This is a genomic window from Brachybacterium horti, from assembly GCF_054777615.1.
On sequence record NZ_BAAHAM010000001.1, the window covers coordinates 1 to 16942 of the forward strand.

Annotated in this window: 13 protein-coding genes; 2 read left to right on the top strand and 11 right to left on the bottom strand. The window is 72.8% G+C overall.

Going from position 1 to position 16942, the window contains the following annotated elements; all coding sequences use genetic code 11:
• Positions 1–783: 783 nt before the first annotated feature.
• The 11 genes from tyrS to pheS all read right to left on the bottom strand — a co-directional run bounded on the left by tyrS (position 784) and on the right by pheS (position 14924).
• A complete protein-coding gene (gene tyrS / locus ACYVAP_RS00005; RefSeq protein WP_498859028.1) occupies positions 784–2052 on the bottom strand; it encodes a tyrosine--tRNA ligase in 1269 nt (422 codons plus the stop codon).
• Between the two features lie 219 nt (positions 2053–2271).
• Positions 2272–3720, bottom strand: a complete 1449-nt coding sequence (gene argH, locus ACYVAP_RS00010; RefSeq protein WP_498859029.1) for an argininosuccinate lyase — start codon at positions 3718–3720, stop codon at positions 2272–2274.
• On the bottom strand, positions 3717–4949 hold the full coding sequence (locus tag ACYVAP_RS00015; protein WP_137770293.1) for an argininosuccinate synthase: 1233 nt from the start codon (positions 4947–4949) through the stop codon (positions 3717–3719). The genes argH and ACYVAP_RS00015 overlap by 4 nt, the downstream gene beginning before the upstream one ends.
• Before the next feature lie 76 nt (positions 4950–5025).
• The gene (locus ACYVAP_RS00020; RefSeq protein ID WP_137770292.1) at positions 5026–5568 is read right to left on the bottom strand and encodes an arginine repressor; all 543 of its coding nucleotides are present in this window, start codon (positions 5566–5568) and stop codon (positions 5026–5028) included.
• On the bottom strand, positions 5565–6554 hold the full coding sequence (argF, locus tag ACYVAP_RS00025; RefSeq protein WP_498859030.1) for an ornithine carbamoyltransferase: 990 nt from the start codon (positions 6552–6554) through the stop codon (positions 5565–5567). The genes ACYVAP_RS00020 and argF overlap by 4 nt, the downstream gene beginning before the upstream one ends.
• Before the next feature lies 1 nt (position 6555).
• A complete protein-coding gene (locus ACYVAP_RS00030) occupies positions 6556–7812 on the bottom strand; it encodes an aspartate aminotransferase family protein (RefSeq protein WP_498859031.1) in 1257 nt (418 codons plus the stop codon).
• Positions 7805–8758 (bottom strand): acetylglutamate kinase, encoded by a 954-nt coding sequence (gene argB / locus ACYVAP_RS00035; RefSeq protein WP_498859032.1) that lies wholly within the window; start codon positions 8756–8758, stop codon positions 7805–7807. The genes ACYVAP_RS00030 and argB overlap by 8 nt, the downstream gene beginning before the upstream one ends.
• Complete coding sequence (gene argJ / locus ACYVAP_RS00040) at positions 8755–9924, bottom strand: bifunctional glutamate N-acetyltransferase/amino-acid acetyltransferase (RefSeq protein WP_498859033.1); 1170 nt, start codon at positions 9922–9924, stop codon at positions 8755–8757. The genes argB and argJ overlap by 4 nt, the downstream gene beginning before the upstream one ends.
• Before the next feature lie 62 nt (positions 9925–9986).
• Positions 9987–11102 carry an N-acetyl-gamma-glutamyl-phosphate reductase gene (gene argC / locus ACYVAP_RS00045; protein WP_498859034.1) on the bottom strand — a complete coding sequence of 372 codons (1116 nt, stop codon included), beginning with the start codon at positions 11100–11102 and terminating at the stop codon, positions 9987–9989.
• A 122-nt stretch (positions 11103–11224) separates the two neighbouring features.
• The gene (gene pheT / locus ACYVAP_RS00050; protein ID WP_498859035.1) at positions 11225–13816 is read right to left on the bottom strand and encodes a phenylalanine--tRNA ligase subunit beta; all 2592 of its coding nucleotides are present in this window, start codon (positions 13814–13816) and stop codon (positions 11225–11227) included.
• A 1-nt stretch (position 13817) separates the two neighbouring features.
• Positions 13818–14924, bottom strand: coding sequence for a phenylalanine--tRNA ligase subunit alpha (pheS, locus tag ACYVAP_RS00055; protein ID WP_498859036.1), 1107 nt, complete (start codon positions 14922–14924; stop codon positions 13818–13820).
• 166 nt (positions 14925–15090) lie between these two features.
• Between pheS and ACYVAP_RS00060 the strand changes: the two genes are divergently transcribed.
• Together ACYVAP_RS00060 and ACYVAP_RS00065 are read left to right on the top strand one after the other, a co-directional pair.
• Positions 15091–16191 carry an MDR/zinc-dependent alcohol dehydrogenase-like family protein gene (locus tag ACYVAP_RS00060; protein ID WP_498859037.1) on the top strand — a complete coding sequence of 367 codons (1101 nt, stop codon included), beginning with the start codon at positions 15091–15093 and terminating at the stop codon, positions 16189–16191.
• Positions 16188–16808, top strand: coding sequence for an MBL fold metallo-hydrolase (locus ACYVAP_RS00065; protein WP_498859038.1), 621 nt, complete (start codon positions 16188–16190; stop codon positions 16806–16808). Before ACYVAP_RS00060 ends, ACYVAP_RS00065 begins: the two co-directional genes overlap by 4 nt.
• Positions 16809–16942: the final 134 nt, after the last annotated feature.

Below are 16942 nucleotides of genomic sequence, written 5' to 3' on the forward strand. Positions count from 1 at the left end.
CATGAAAAACTATAAACCTGACAAAAAAACAAACAACCAGCATGTAACTGCTAATCATCCGTATATTCTGCCAATCAAATATTGGCATCAACAAATAGACACGCTATTGAGATATCAAGCAACACGCACACATCGTCACCACACCGTTAACGGTGGGACTTCGAGGTGCTGCGCCGTTCGGATGAACCGCTCGGCGACTCTGTCTCGTCGTCGTTCCGGCGCGAGTCACTACTCTAGCAGTTCCTCGGGGCCTTCGCAACTCCGACCCGCGTGGTCCGGGTCACTTCCTGATCGCGCTGCGATCCTTCCGTGTCCCGCTCCGTGCGGCCGATCCTCGAGAGATCGGGCCCGTGCTCCGTCGGCCTCCTCGTCCGTCCCCGCTCCCTCTCGGGGGCGGTCCGTCCGTCTCGGCGTCCGTCGCGCTGACAAGAGAAAACATTACGGGCACCGGAGCGGGGCGTCAAACCGCATCGTTCACCCCCGATTCACCCGGCGTAGAGGTTATCCGCGCAGGTCAGGGCTACTTTCCTGGCCCTGCGTCATCCCTTGCTCACGTGGATGTGACCTAGCCTTGAGAGTGGCCTCACGTCGGGGCGACAAAAAGTGCGGGCGGGTACGTCGTCGTGCTATCCGCGGAGCCGTCCACCCTCGCCGGGCACTGTTCCGCGGATGCTCTCTCCCGGTCGGCGCACGGCCGGCACCGCACCGCATCGCACCGACGACGGACGCCCCCGCCCGCACCGGTGGGTGCGGACGGGGGCGTCCAGAAGGTGGTGACCGCGATCAGCCGGCGAGGCGGACCATCGCCGCGCTCTTGCGGCCGCGCCGCAGGAGCAGGTGGCCACCGGGGAGCGGGGACAGCGCGCCGATCTCTCCGGTCAACTGATCGGGCGCGATCTTCTCGCCGTTCACCGAGAGACCGCCCTCGTCGGCCCCGCGTCGCGCGGCGCCCTTGGAGTCGACGATCCCCGCGGCGATGAACGCGTCCACGAGCGGCGTGTGACCCGGGAGCTCGGCGCCGGGCAGCTCGCCGGCGATCGCGCGGACCGTCGGCTCGTCCAGGGAGCGCACGTCCCCCTTGCCGAACAGGACAGCAGCGGCGGCCTCGGCCTGGTCCGTCGCCCCCTGCCCGTGCACGAGGGTCGTCATGTCCTGGGCGAGGAGCTTCTGCGCCGCGCGGCGATGCGGCGCCTCGAGCGTCGCCTGCTCGAGCTCGGCGAGCTCCTCCCGCTCACGGAACGTGAAGAACCGCAGGTAGTTCATGACGTCGGCGTCGGCCGCGTTCAGCCAGAACTGGTGGAAGGCGTACGGGCTCGTCAGCTCCGCGTCCAGCCAGATCGCCCCGCCCTCGCTCTTGCCGAACTTCGTGCCGTCAGCCTTGGTGACGAGCGGGGTGGTCATCGCGTGGGCGTCGTGGCCCTCGACCTTGTGGATGAGATCCACTCCCGAGAGCAGGTTCCCCCACTGGTCGTTGCCCCCGTACTGCAGGGTGACGCCGTGGCGACGGTGCAGCTCGAGGTAATCGGTGCCCTGGAGTACCTGGTAGCTGAACTCCGTGTAGCTGATGCCCTCGTCGCTCGCGAGCCGGCGCGCGACCGTCTCCTTCGCGAGCATCGTCCCCATGCGGTAGTGCTTGCCGATGTCCCGGAGGAACTGCAGGGCGCTCATCTCCCCGATCCAGTCGAGGTTGTTGACCATCTGCACGCCGAACTCCCCCTCGAGGTCGAGGAAGCGGGAGATCTGCCCGCGCAGCGACTCCACCCAGCCGGCGACGACCGACTCGTCGTTCAGGACGCGCTCCCCGGACATCCGCGGGTCACCGATCAGACCCGTCGCCCCGCCCACGAGGGCGAAGGGCCGGTGCCCCGCGAGCTGGAAGCGCCGCATCGTGAGCACCTGGGTCAGGTGGCCGACGTGCAGGGAGGCGGCGGTCGGGTCGAAGCCGCAATAGAGGCTGATCGGTCCGTCCGCCAGAGCGCTGCCGAGCGCCTCGCGCCCGGTGGTCTGCACGACGAGTCCTCGCCAGTCGAGGTCGTCCAGGACGGTCTGCATCGATCAGGTTCCTCTCCAGGGTTGCTGGCGGCGCCCGATCGGGCGCCGCGGTCCATTGTCCCCCAGGCCCGGACCGGGGCGCGACGGCATTTCGCGGGCGGCGCCGCCGGGAGGCGAACGCCGAGGAGGAGAGCGAGGACGGCCGACGGGCGCCGACCCGGAGGTCGACGCCCGTCGGCGGTGGGACGGCGGTGCGTCAGCGGGACGCGGCCGCGCAGCTCAGCGGTCCCGGGTGAAGCCGCGCAGCTCCCCCAGGGACGCCTCGACGGCGTCGCCCTGCTCGGCCACACGCACCGGGGCGGTGCCGCCCTTCGCATCGCGCGAGGCGATCGAGCCCTCCACGGAGAGCACCTCCCGCACCGAGGGGTCCAGGTGCTCGGAGATCCCCGTGAGCTCGGCATCCGTGAGGTCCCAGAGCTCCTTGCCCTGCTCCTCCGCGGCCTTCACGCAGGCGCCGGAGATCTCGTGCGCCGAGCGGAAGGGCACCCCCGCGCGCACGAGATGGTCCGCGATGTCCGTCGCGAGGGAGAAGCCCTGCGGGGCGAGCTCCGCCATGCGCTCCGTGTGGAACACGAGCGTCGCCATCATCCCGGTGAATGCCGGCAGCACGAGATCCAGGGAGTCCACCTGGTCGAAGACCGGCTCCTTGTCCTCCTGCAGGTCGCGGTTGTACGCGAGCGGCAGCGCCTTGAGCGTGGTCAGCAGGCCCACGTGGTCACCGACGATGCGCCCGGCCTTGCCGCGGGCGAGCTCCGCGATGTCCGGGTTCTTCTTCTGCGGCATGATCGAGGAGCCGGTGGAGAAGGAGTCGTCCAGCGTGATGAAGGAGAACTCCTTCGTGTTCCACAGGATGACCTCCTCCGCGAGGCGCGAGAGATCGATGCCGATCATCGCGAGCACGAAGGAGAACTCCGCCGTGAGGTCCCGCGAGGCGGTCCCGTCGATCGAGTTCCACACCGAGTCCGCGAAGCCGAGCTCCGCGGCGACGGCCTGCGGGTCCAGCCCCAGGCTCGAACCGGCGAGCGCGCCCGAGCCGTACGGGGACACGGCCGTGCGGGCGTCGAGGTCCCGCAGGCGCTGCACGTCCCGCAGCAGCGGCCAGGCATGGGCGAGCAGGTGGTGGCTCAGCAGCAGCGGCTGCGCGTGCTGGAGGTGCGTGCGCCCCGGCATGGGGACGCCGTGCACCTCGCGGGCGCGCTCGAGGAGCACCTCCACGAGATCCAGCACCCGGTCCCCCACCGCGCGCGCCTGGTCACGGATGAACAGGCGGATGAGGGTCGCGATCTGGTCGTTGCGGGAGCGGCCCGCGCGCAGCTTGCCGCCCAGCTCCGTCCCCGCGCGCTCGATGAGACCGCGCTCGAGGGCCGTGTGCACGTCCTCGTCGTCCTCCGCCGCGGCGAACGCCCCCGAGGCGACGTCGGCCGCGAGCACGTCGAGCGCCTCCTGCATGCGGGTCAGCTCGTCCTCGGAGAGCAGCCCGGCCGCATGCAGCACGTTCGCGTGCGCCTTCGAGCCGCGCAGGTCGTACTGGGCGAGCCGCCAGTCGAAGTGCGTGGACTTCGAGAGCGCGGCGAGCGCCGCCGCCGGCCCCGAGCCGAAGCGGCCGCCCCAGAGGGCCGCCGAGGCGCCCGGGGCGCCGGCGGGATCGGAGGAGGGGGCCGACGTCACTTCGCGTCCTCGGTGCTGAGGTCCTCGCCGTTGCCGAGGGCCACGTCGCGCGCCGCCGCCTGCTTCGCGGCGAGACCGTAGATGTCGATGAAGCCGCGGGCGCTGGCCTGGTCGAAGGTGTCGCCCTCGTCGTAGGTCGCGAGGTTGAAGTCGTACAGGCCCGTCTCGCTGCGACGACCGGTCACGGTCGCGCGGCCGCCGTGGAGCGTCATGCGGATGTCGCCGTTCACGTAGCGCTGGGTGTCCTCGATGAAGGCGTCCAGGGACTTCTTCAGCGGGGAGAACCACTGGCCGTCGTAGACCATCTCGGTCCAGCGGTCGCCCACCTGGCGCTTGAATCGGGCCTGCTCGCGCTCGAGGGTCACGCGCTCGAGCTCCTGGTGCGCGGTGATCAGGGCCATCGCTCCGGGTGCCTCGTACACCTCACGGGACTTGATGCCCACGAGACGGTCCTCGACGATGTCGATCCGGCCGATGCCCTGGGCGCCCGCCCGACGGTTCATCTCCTGGATCGCCTCGAGCGGGGTGACCGTGCGGCCGTCGATCGCGACCGGCACACCGCGCTCGAAGGAGATGACGACCTCGTCGGCGACCGGCGGGAAGGCCGGGTCGTCGGTGTAGTTGTAGACGTCCTTCGTGGGCTCGTTCCAGATGTCCTCGAGGAAGCCGGTCTCGATGGCGCGGCCCCACACGTTCTGGTCGATCGAGAAGGGGTTGTGCTTCGTCGTCGCGATGGGCAGGCCCTTGCGCTCGGCGTACTCGATCGCGCGGTCGCGGGTCAGGGCGAGATCGCGGACGGGGGCGATGCACTTGAGCTCGGGCGCGAGCGAGGTGATCGAGACCTCGAAGCGCACCTGGTCGTTGCCCTTGCCGGTGCAGCCGTGGGCGACGGTGGTCGCGCCGAACTTCTTCGCGGCCTTCACGAGGTGCTTCGTGATCACCGGGCGGGAGATCGCCGAGACGTTCGGGTAGGCGTCCATGTACAGGGAGTTCGCCTTGAGGGCCGGCATGCAGTACTCCTCCGCGAACTCGTCGCGGGCGTCGGCCACGTACGCCTCGACGGCGCCGCAGTCCAGCGCGCGCTGGCGGATGACCTCGAGATCCTCGCCGCCCTGGCCCACGTCCACCGCGCAGGCGATGACGTCGGCGCCGGTGGCGTCGTGGATCCAGCCGATGGCGACGGAGGTGTCGAGGCCGCCGGAGTAGGCGAGGACGATCTTTTCGGTCACGGGTGATGCTCCTTGGGGGTGGTTCCGGTCGTTCTGGTCATGCATGTCGTGCCGCGGGGCAGGGCGGGCGACAGGGTCAGGGGGCGGGATCCTCGGCGCCGGCTCGGCCGTCCGCGAGTTCGAGCAGCCGCGCCGCGAGGCGCTCCCCGCCGAGGGGGTCGCGCGCGATCAGCAGCACCGTGTCGTCCCCCGCGATGGTACCGAGGACGTCCGGCATCACCGAACGGTCCAGGGCGGAGGCGAGATACTGCGCCGCCCCCGGCGGGGTGCGCACGACCACGAGGTTCGCGCTCGCCTCGGCGGAGACGAGCAGGCCCTCCGCGAGCCGCGGCAGCCGCGCCTCGAGCACCTCCGACTCGCCGGTGGTGCCGGCGGGACGGAGCAGCGCCCCCTCGGGAGGGGTGCGGTACACGAGGCTGCCCGAGGAGCCGCGGACCTTCTCCGCCTGCAGCTCCACGAGGTCCCGCGAGAGGGTGGCCTGGGTGACCTCGATCCCCTCGTCCGCCAGGAGCTCCGCCAGGCGGGACTGCGAGCCCACCTCCTGGCGGGTGAGGATCCAGGCGATCCGCTGCTGTCGGGAGGTCTTGGTCTGCGCGAGGCCGCGCCGGGTCTCCGTCACGGACGGCTCGATCGTCGAGGCAGGGCGTGCTCGGCGCTCTGCGCGTCCGGGTGCTCGACGAGCCAGGTCATGAGCGCCTTCTGGGCGTGGAGGCGGTTCTCCGCCTCGTCCCAGACGACGCTGCGGGGCCCGTCGATCACCGAGGCGGCGACCTCCTTGCCCCGGTACGCGGGCAGGCAGTGCAGGAAGACCCCACCGGAGAGGTCCATGAGGTGCTCGGTGACCTGGTAGCGGTGGAAGGTCTCCTCGCCGCGGCCGGCCTCGCCCTCCTGCCCTATGGACACCCAGGTGTCGGTGACGACGGCGCTCGCGCCGCGCGCGGCGGCCTCGGGGTCGTCGGTCACGGTGACCGCGCCGCCCGTGCGGGCGGCGATCTCCTGGGCACGGCGCACGATCGCGCCGTCGGGCAGGTGGGTCGCGGGAGCGGCGATGCGCACGTCCATCCCGGCGGTCACGCCGCCCAGCAGGTAGGAGTGCGCCATGTTGTTCGCCCCGTCGCCGAGGTACGCGAGGGAGCGGCCGGCGAGCGCGGGCTCGTCGGGACCCGAGAGGCCCCCGGTGTGCTGGGCGATCGTCACGAGGTCCGCGAGGATCTGGCACGGATGGAACTCGTCCGTGAGCGCGTTGATCACGGGCACCGTGGAGTGCGCCGCCATCTCGCGGATCCGGTCCTGGCCGAAGGTGCGCCACACGATCGTGGAGACCATGCGGGTGAGCACGCGGGTGGTGTCCGCGATCGACTCGCCGCGGCCCAGCTGGCTCGAGCCCGCCTCCATGATCAGAGGGCTTCCGCCGAGCTCGGCGACGCCCGTCGCGAAGGAGACCCGGGTGCGGGTGGAGGACTTGTCGAACAGGACGGCGACGGTGCGCGGCCCCTCGAAGGGCCGGCGCGCGAAGCGGTCCGCGGCGAGCTCGAGGGCGAGGGCGAGGACCTCCTTCTGCTCGTGCGGGGCGAGGTCGTCGTCGCGCAGGAAGTGGCGGGGCATGTCAGGACCTCTTCTCGGGGGTGGGGTCGGTGCCCGCGGTGAGCTGCTCGGCGCGGTCCAGCAGCGCGGGCAGCGCGGTGAGGAAGCTCGTCAGCTGCTCGCCGGTGACGACGAGCGGCGGGGCGAGGCGGATGGTCGAGGGATTCGCGGCGTTGACGATGAAGCCGGCCTCGAGGGCCGCGGTCACCACCTGCGGCGCGATCGGGGCGGCGAGCGCGATGCCCTGCAGCAGCCCGGCGCCGCGGCTGCCCTCGACGCGCGCATCCCGCTCGGCGAGCGCCGCGACCTCGGCGGTGATGTGCGCCCCGAGGGTGCGCGCGGCGGCCAGGAGGTCCTCCTCGGCGAGCGTGCCGAGGACGGCCAGGGCGACGGCCGCGCCGAGCGGGTTCCCGCCGAAGGTCGTGCCGTGCTGGCCCGGGGACAGCAGCGTGCTGGCGTGCTCGCCGAAGGTGACGACGGCGCCGATCGGGAAGCCGCCGCCGAGGCCCTTGGCGAGGGTCATGACGTCCGGGACGATGCCCTCGAAGCGCTGGTGGGCGAACCACTCCCCCGTGCGGCCGATCCCCGTCTGCACCTCGTCGAGGATCATGAGCGTGCCGTGGGCGGCGGTGAGCTCCCGGACGCCGCGCAGGTAGGCCTCGGTGAGCGGGATGACGCCGGCCTCGCCCTGGATCGGCTCGAGCACGACGGCGGCCACGTCCCCGGTGGCGAGCGCTGCCTCGAGCGCGGGGAGGTCCTCCGCGGGGAGGAACTCGACGCCGCCGGGCAGCGGCTCGAAGGGGGCGCGGTAGGCCTCCTTGTGGGTGAGGGCGAGGGCGCCCATCGTCCGCCCGTGGAAGGAGCGCTCGAGGGCGATGATCCGCGGCCGACCGGTGCGGCGGGCGATCTTGAAGGCGGCCTCGTTGGACTCGGTGCCGGAGTTCGTGAAGAACACCCCGGAGCCGCCCGGCGCCTGCGCGAGCTGCAGCAGCCGCTCGGCGAGCTCGATCTGGGTGGGCGTCGCGAAGAAGTTCGAGACGTGCCCCAGGGTCTCCGCCTGCTTGCCGAGCGCCGCGACGACGTCGGGGTGGGCGTGGCCGAGGGCGTTCACGGCGATGCCGCCGAGGAGGTCGAGGTAGCGGTTGCCGTCCGCGTCCCAGACGTGCACGCCCTCACCGCGCACGAGCACGCGCTGCGGCGCGCCGAAGACGCCGATCAGGGACCGGGAGTAGCGCTGCGCGAACTCCTCGGCGCCGGTGGCTGTGCTCTGCTCAGACATAGTCGTCCCTCCTCACCATCGTGCCCACGCCCTTGTCGGTGAACACCTCGAGCAGGAGGGCGTGGGCGATCCTGCCGTCGATCATCGCGGCCGTGCGCACGCCGGCGTCCACGGCGTCCAGCAGCGACTCCGCCTTGGGGATCATGCCCGCGGTGAGCGTGGGCAGCATGGCCTTCAGCTCGCTCGCGGCGATCTCCGGGATGAGGGAGTCGCGGTCCGGCCAGTCCCGGTACAGGCCCTCGACGTCGGTGAGGACCACCAGCTTCTCGGCGTCGAGCCCCGCGGCGAGCGCGGCCGCGGCGAGGTCGGCGTTGATGTTGAGCACGGCGCCCGTCGGCTCGCCGTCCTCGTCGATCTCCGGGGCGATCGAGGAGACCACCGGGATCCTCCCGGCGTCCAGCAGGTCCTGGATCGACTCGGGACGCACCTGCGTCACCGCGCCGACGTGGCCCAGGTCCACCTGCTCGCCGTCGACGACGGCGCCGCGGCGGACGGCGGAGAAGAGCCGGGCGTCCTCCCCGGACATGCCGATCGCGGAGGGGCCGTGGCCGTTGATGAGGCCCACGAGCTCCCGGCCGACCTTGCCGACGAGGACCATGCGGACCACGTCCATCGTCTCGTCGTCGGTCACGCGCAGGCCGGCCCGGAACTCCGAGTCGATGCCGACGCGCTGCAGCATGGCGTTGATCTGGGGACCGCCGCCGTGGACGACGACCACGTGGATGCCGGCCTGGCGCATGAAGACGACGTCCGCCGCGAAGGCGCGGCGCAGCTCCTCGTCGATCATCGCGTTGCCGCCGTACTTGACGACGACGATCTTCCCCGCGAAGCGCTGCATCCAGGGCAGCGCCTCGATCAGGATCTCGGACTTGGCGCGGGCGCCCTCCTGCGCGGGGGTCAGCTCCGTGAGGGGGTTCTTGCCCGTCGATGCGGTGGTGCCGCTCATGAGGAGTACGCGCTGTTCTCTTCGACGTAGGCATGGGTGAGGTCGTTGGTCCAGATGTCCGCCTCCGCGGCGCCCGCCCCGAGGTCCACCTCGATGACGGTCTCCCGCGGGGTCATGTCCACCTCGGAGCGGTCGCGGTGGGCGCCCCCGCCGCGGCACACCTCGACGCCGTTGACGGTGACGGAGAGGTCCGCGACGTCGAAGGGGGCGACCGTCTCGGGCACGCAGCCGGCGGCGGAGACGATCCGGCCCCAGTTGGGGTCGTTGCCGAAGATCGCGGTCTTCACGAGGCTCGAGCGGGCGATCTCGCGGGCCACGGCGAGCGCGGCGTCCTCGCTGCTCGCGGAGCGGACCACGACGTGCACGTCGTGGCTCGCACCCTCGGCATCGGCGACGAGCTGGCGGGCGAGGTCGGCGCTCACGGCGCGCACGGCCTCGCCGAGCTCCGCGGCGTCCACCGCGGTGCCGCTCGCCCCGGAGGCCAGCAGGATGACGGTGTCGTTGGTGGACATGCAGGCGTCGGAGTCGACCCGGTCGAAGGTGGTGCGGGTCGCCGCGGCGAGCGCCTCCTGGGCGGTGGCCGCGTCGACGTCCGCATCGGTGGTGAGCACGACGAGCATCGTCGCGAGCTGCGGGGCGAGCATGCCCGCGCCCTTGGCGATGCCGCCGACGACGACGCCCGAGGGCAGCACGACCTCGGCGGTCTTGGGGACCGTGTCGGTGGTCATGATCGCCTGCGCGGCGGCGGCGTCCGCCTGCTCGCCGGCGTCGAGCGCGTCGACGGCGGCGCCGGCCCCGGAGAGCAGCGGCTCCATCGGCAGGCGCTCGCCGATCAGCCCGGTGGAGCAGACGAGGACGTCCTGCGCGGAGACGCCGAGGACGCCCGCGAGGTGCTCGGCGGTGCGGTGGGCGTCCGCGAAGCCCTCGGGGCCGGTGCAGGCGTTCGCGCCGCCGGAGTTGAGGACCACCGCGCGGGCACGGCCGTCCGCGACGGCCTGGCGCGACCACAGCACGGGCGCCGCCTGCACGCGGTTGCTCGTGAACACGGCGGCGGCGGTGTCGCGCGGGCCGTCGTTGACGACGAGCGCGAGGTCGCGGCGGCCGTTGGCCTTGATGCCGGCGGCGAGGCCGGCGGCGCGGAATCCCTGGGGGCGGGTGATCGACACGGTGAGGTCCTTCGCGGGGTGGAGCGGTGGTTCGGGATCGGCGGGCCTGGGGGCCGGCGGGATCAGGGGGCGAGCGCGGTGCGGACGAGGCCCGTCGCCTCGGGCAGGCCGAGGGCGAGGTTCATCGACTGGATCGCCGCGCCCGCGGTGCCCTTGACGAGGTTGTCGATCGCGGCGATGACGGTGGCCTGGCCGCTGCGGCGGTCCACCGCGGCGCCCACGCGCAGGGTGTTCGCGCCGACGACTTCCTGGGTCGCGGGGACGACGCCCTCGGGCAGCACGGTCACGAAGTGCTCGGAGCCGTAGTCGCCGTCGAGGGCGGCGAGCAGGTCCGACGTCGTCGTCCGCTCGGCGACCGGGGCGGTGCACACGGCGAGGATGCCGCGGCTGAAGGGCACGAGCACGGGGGTGAAGGTGAGGCGCCGGGACGGGTCCTCGCCCGCGGCGCGGCGCAGGTTCTGGAGGATCTCCGGGATGTGGCGGTGCGTGCCGCCCACGCCGTAGGGCCGCGCGCCGCCGCCGGCCTCCGTGAGCAGGAGGTGCTGCCGGGGGCTGCGCCCGGCGCCGGAGTAGCCGACGGGCAGGACCGCGGAGAGCGCGGTGGCGTCCACGAGCCCGGCCCGCACGAGCGGGGCGAGGGCGAGGGAGACGGCGGTCGCGTTGCAGCCGGGGACGGCGATCTCGCGGGCGCCGGCGAGCAGCTCGCGCTGGCTGGGCCCGGTGGCGAGCGGGAGCTCGGGCATGCCGTAGGTCCAGGTGCCCGCGTGCTCGGTGCCGTAGTACTCCGCCCAGTCCTCGGCGCTCTCGAGGCGGTGGTCCGCGCCGAGGTCGAGGACGAGCACGTCCGGGTCCTCGGCGCGCAGCTCGGCGCTGATCCGACCGGACTCCCCGTGGGGCAGCGCGAGGACGACGACGTCGTGGCCGCGCAGGACCTCGACCGTGGTCTCCTGGAGCACGAGGTCGGCGCCGAGGTCGATGTGGGGCGCGACCTCGGAGAGGTGCCGGCCCGCGCTCGAGTGCGCGGTGAGCGTGGCGACCTCCACGAGCGGGTGCTGGGAGAGCAGGCGCAGGGCCTCACCGCCCGCGTAACCGGAGGCGCCGACGATCGCGGCCCGCAGGCGACGGCCCGCCGGGGCGGCGGGGGTCGGGACGACGGCGGGAGCGGGCTCGGCAGACATGAGGCAATTGTATACACACTGCTGCATGTTCTCCCAAGTCGAGCCGCTCGGCCCGGCGCCCGCCGGGCTGACGGGCGGCACCTCGGAGATCGAACCGCCCCACAGCCCGGCGAGCCGTCGGCTCAGGCGCGCAGCTCTCCGCCGACGGCGCTCGCGACCGCCGCCACGATGCTCTCGCGCACGGCGCCGATCTGCTTCGCGCCGAGAGTCCCCTCGGCGGAGCGCAGTCGCACCGCGAAGGCGAGCGACTTGCGGCCCTCGCCCACCTGCTCGCCGGTGAAGACGTCGAACAGGTGGACGCGCTCGGCGAGATCGCCCGCGCCCACGAGGATCGCGGCCTCGACGGCGCTCGCCGGCACGGACTCCTCCACCACGAAGGCGAAGTCCTCCTTCGCCGGCGGGAAGGTGGGCACCGGTGCGGCCAGCACCACGGCGGGGGCCGAGGCGATGACCGCCTCGATGTCGAGCTCGAACGCGGCGGTGCGCGCGGGCAGACCGAACGCCTTGATCACCGAGGGGTGCAGCTCACCCGCGAGACCCACGACGACGGAGTCGCCCGCGGAGGTGAGGACACGCAGCTCGGCACCGCGGCCCGGGTGCAGCGGGGCGATCTCCCGCTGCCGCACCTCGAGCTCCGCACCCACCGCGGCGGCGGCCCGGCGGGCGAGGTCGAGCGCATCGGTCCAGCCCCACGCCTCGGGGGCTCCCTGCCAGGAGTCCGGGCCGGAGGGCCCGCCCAGCACGGCGCCGAGGACGGAGGTCTGCTCCGGCAGCGCCGCGGCGATCGCCGCGAGCTCCGCCTCGCTGGGACGCGTCGCCGGGGCGGGCACCGGTGCGACGCCCCCGCCGGAGGCGCGGAACACGGAGCCCCGCTGGAAGATCGCGACGGACTCCTCGCCGCGGCCCAGGTTGCGCCGCGCCGTGGGGAGCAGGCTCTGCAGCATCGAGGTGCGCAGCAGCGGCTCGTCCTCGGCGAGCGGGTTCAGCAGGCGCACCGCCCGGCGGCGCTCGTCGTCGGCCGCGTAGCGGAGCGTGTCGTGGACGTCCACGGGCACGAACGGGGAGACCTTGACCTCGACGAGGCCGGCCTCGGCGAGGGCGCGCTGCGCGGAGCGGCGGGCGCGCTGCGCGACGGTGAGGCCGCGGCCGCCCGGGGCGGTGGGCAGGACCGAGGGGATCTCCGTGTAGCCCACGAGGCGGGCGATCTCCTCGACGAGGTCCTCGGCGAGGAGGAGGTCCGGCCGCCAGGAGGGCGGCGTGACCACGAGGTGGTCCTCACCGTCCGGCTCGACCTCGCACCCGATCTGCTCGAGGCTTCCACGCACCTGCTCCGCCGTGTAGGGGATGCCGACGAGGCGCTCGGCCGCGTCGCGCGCGAGGCGGATCGGGGCGGGGTCCGTGACGGTGCCGTCATCGGTGACCTCGCGGGCGATCGTGCCGCCGCCGTGCTCGACGATCAGCTGCGCAGCCCGGGTCGCCGCGATCAGCGGCAGCCGCGGGTCCACGCCGCGCTCGAAGCGCTTGGAGGCCTCGGAGGGGAGGCGGTGGCGGCGCGCGGTGCGGGCCACGCTCACACGATCGAAGGTCGCGGCCTCCAGGACGATGTCGGTGGTGCTCGAGGAGACCTCGGTGGAGGCGCCGCCCATGACGCCGGCGAGGCCGAGGACGCGCGAGGCGTCCGCCCCGTCGGTGATGAGCAGGTCCTCGGCATCGAGCGTGCGCTCCACGTCGTCGAGGGTCGTGAGCGTCTCCCCCGCCCGGGCGCGGCGCACGACGATCGGCGCGTTGAGCGTCGCCGCGTCGTAGGCGTGCAGCGGCTGGCCGAGGTCGAGCATCACGTAGTTCGTCACGTCGACGATCAGGGAGATCGGGCGCATGCCGGCGAGGGTGAGGCGGCGGGCCATCCAGCGCGGGGTCTGCGCGGAGGGGTCCACCCCGGTGACCTCGAGGGCCACGAAGCGGGTGCAGCCCTGGACGCCGCGGAGCGGGGCGTCGTCACGGCGCTCGACGGCGACGCCGCCGGGGGCGAGGGACGGGACCTCGACCGTGAGCGCGGGGTCCGTGTAGGCGGCGCCGGTCGCGTGGGAGTACTCGCGGGCCACGCCGCGCATGGCGAAGCAGTAGCCGCGGTCCGGGGTCACGTTGATCTCGACGACCTCGTCGGCCAGGCCCAGCAGGGCGATCGCGTCGTCGCCGGGCTCGCCGGTGAGGCCCTTCGCGTGCCCGCGGCCGAGGACGATGATGCCGTCCTCGCCGTCGGGATCCGGGCCGAGACCCAGCTCGTCGCCCGAGCAGATCATGCCGTCGGAGGTGTGGCCGTATGTCTTCCGCGCGGCGATCGCGAAGTCGCCGGGGAGCACCGTGCCGGGCAGGGAGACGACGACGAGGTCGCCCTCGACGAAGTTGTGCGCGCCGCAGATGATGCCGCGACTGGGGCGCTCCTCGCCGGGCTGCGGGTCCTTCGGGTCGTCGAGGTCCTCGTTGTGCTCGGGACCGACGTCGACGCGCACCCAGTTGATGGTCTTGCCGTTCTTCTGCGGCTCCTTGACGAGCGCGAGCACGCGGCCCACCACGAGGGGGCCGGTCACCTGCGCGCCGAAGATCGCCTCCTCCTCGAGGCCCACGCGGGAGAGGTCGGTCGCGACCTGCTGGGCACTGGTGCCGGCGGGCAGCGTGGTGTGCTCGGCGAGCCAGGTCAGGGGAATGCGAGGCATGTCAGATCTCCGTCCCGTAGTGCTGGGAGAAGCGGACGTCGCCCTCCACCATGTCGCGCATGTCCGCGACGCTGTTGCGCAGCATGAGGATGCGCTCGATGCCCAGCCCGAAGGCGAACCCCTGGTACTCCTCGGGGTCCACCCCGGCGGCGCGGAGCACGTTGGGGTGGACCATGCCGCAGCCGCCCATCTCGATCCAGCCGGTGCCGCCGCAGACGCGGCACTCCGGGTCCGCGTCATGGTCCAGGCCCAGGCGCGCGTCGCAGGAGAAGCAGCGGAAATCCATCTCCGCGCTCGGCTCGGTGAACGGGAAGTGGTTGGGACGCAGACGCGTCACGGGCGCCCCGCCGAAGACGTGCGCGGCGAAGGCGTCGAGCGTGCCGACCAGGTTCGCCATCGTCAGCCCCTTGTCGACCGCGAGGCCCTCGACCTGGTGGAAGACGGGTGAGTGGGTCGCGTCGATCTCGTCGGCCCGGTAGACGGTCCCGGGGCACGCGACGTACAGCGGGGCGCCGCGCTCGAGCATGGCGCGGACCTGCACCGGCGAGGTCTGGGTGCGCAGCAGCATGCCGGACCCCTCGGGCGCGAGGTACAGGGTGTCCTGCAGCGAGCGGGAGGGGTGCTCGGGGTCCGCGTTGAGGGCGTCGAAGTTCAGCCAGGAGGACTCCGCCTCGGGGCCCTCCGCGATCTCCCAGCCGATGCCGACGAAGAAGTCCTCGATGCGCTCGGTGAGCGTGCTCAGCGGGTGCGCGGCGCCGCGGGGGCGGCGGTCCGTGGGCAGGGTCATGTCCACGGTCTCAGCGGCGAGCGCGGTCTCCTCCTCGGCGGCGGCGAGCTCGCCCTGGCGGGCGGCGAGGGCCTGCTGGACGCGGCCCTTGCCCTGGCCCACGAGCTTGCCCGCGGCGGCCTTCTGGTCCTTGGGGAGGTCCTTGATCGCGCGGTTCGCGGTGCTCAGCACGCTCGCGTCGCCCACGTGGTCGATGCGCACCTGCTTGAGGGTCGCGGTGTCCGGGGCCGCGGCGATCGCGGCGAGCGCGGCGTCGACGGCGGCGGTGATCGCCTGCTCGTCGATCGCGGGCCCGCCGGGCGCGGGGTTCGTCTCTGACACGGGGTTCGCTTTCGTACTGGGGTGCTCGGGAGGCGCCGGCCGCGAGGCGGGCACCGCGGACCATTCTAGGAGGGATGCACGGGCGTCGGGCCACGGCGCCCGCCCCGGCCCCCGCTCCCCGCTAGCCTGGGACGGCAAGCCCGACCACTGCTGAAGGAGCATCCCCGTGCCCACGACCGTGAAGGGCGTCATCGCCCGCGCCGAGAAGGCGCCCGCCGAGCTCGTCGACATCGTCATCCCCGACCCCGGCCCGCACGACGTGATCGTCGACGTGGAGGCCACCGGCGTGTGCCACACCGACCTCGCCTACCGCGACGGCGGCATCAACGACGAGTTCCCGTTCCTCCTGGGCCACGAGTCCGCCGGCCGCGTGTCCGTCGTCGGCGAGGCCGTGACCCACGTCGAGGTCGGCGACTACGTCGTGCTGAACTGGCGCGCCGTGTGCGGCGAGTGCCGCGCGTGCAGGAAGGGCGTGCCGCAGTACTGCTTCGCGACCCACAACGCCTCGCAGAAGATGACCCTCACCGACGGCACGGAGCTCACCCCCGCGCTCGGCATCGGCTCCTTCGCGGAGAAGACGCTCGTCCACGAGGGCCAGTGCACCAAGGTCTCCGAGGATGCCCCCGCCGAGGTCGCCGGCCTGCTGGGCTGCGGCGTCATGGCGGGCCTCGGCGCCGCGATGAACACCGGCCAGGTGCAGCGCGGCGAGAGCGTCGCCGTGATCGGCCTGGGCGGCGTGGGCTGCGCCGCGATCGCCGGCGCGAAGCTCGCGGGCGCCACGACGATCATCGGCCTCGACGTCGACGAGAAGAAGCTCGCCGCGGCGACCGAGCTCGGCGCCACCCACACCCTCGCCACGCAGGGCCTCTCCCCGCAGGAGGTGGCCGAGAAGGTGCAGGAGCTCACGGGCGGTTTCGGCGCGGACGTCGTCATCGACGCCGTCGGCATCCCGCAGACCTACGAGACCGCCTTCTACGCGCGCGACCTCGCCGGCCGCGTCGTGCTCGTGGGCGTGCCGCGGCCGGGCGTGGAGCTCACGCTCCCGCTGCTGGACGTGTTCGGCCGCGGCGGCTCGCTGAAGTCCTCCTGGTACGGGGACTGCCTCCCCGAGCGGGACTTCCCCTACCTCACCGACCTGTTCCTCCAGGGCCGCCTGCCGCTGGACCGCTTCGTCACAGGCCGCACGGACCTCGCCGGTGTGGACACGGCGCTGGACTCCCTCCACGAGGGCGGCACGCTGCGCACCGTGGCGGTGATCGGCCGATGACCGCGCGGCTCGAGCGGACCGTCGTCTCCGGCACCTTCACTCTGGACGGGGAGACCTTCGACGTCGACAACAACGTGTGGGTGCTGGGCGACGACGAGCAGTGCGTCGTCTTCGACGCCCCGCACGACGTCGAGGCGATCGTGCGCCTCGTGGGCGAGCGGGAGTGCGAGGGCATCCTGCTCACCCACGCCCACGACGACCACGTGCGCTTCGCCCCGGAGCTCTCCGAGGCGCTCGAGGCGCCGCTGCTGCTGAACCCGGCCGACGCCGAGCTGTGGAAGCTCACCCACGGCGACCTGCCCTGGGACGCCGACGTCGAGGACGGCGACATGTTCACCGTCGCGGGCGTGGACATCGAGGCCGTGCACACGCCGGGCCACTCCCCCGGCTCGACCTGCTACCACCTCGACCAGCTGCAGGCCGTCATGACCGGCGACACCCTGTTCCAGGGCGGCCCCGGTGCGACCGGCCGCTCCTTCTCCTCCCGGGAGACCATCGAGGAGTCGATCCGGGAGCGCCTGTTCGTCATGGATCCCGCGACGGTGGTGCACACCGGTCACGGTCCGGACACCACCATCGGCACCGAGATGCGGGCGGCGCAGGGCGACTGGCTCTGAGCGACGCCGCGATCTGACGCCTGCTCACAGAGGCGGCGGTCCTCCCAGGAGGACCGCCGCCTCCGTGTGTCGTAGGTCACATTTGGGCGTTCGGGTCTGGAGTGTGCCGCTCCGGCACAGTGTGTGCTCCTCGT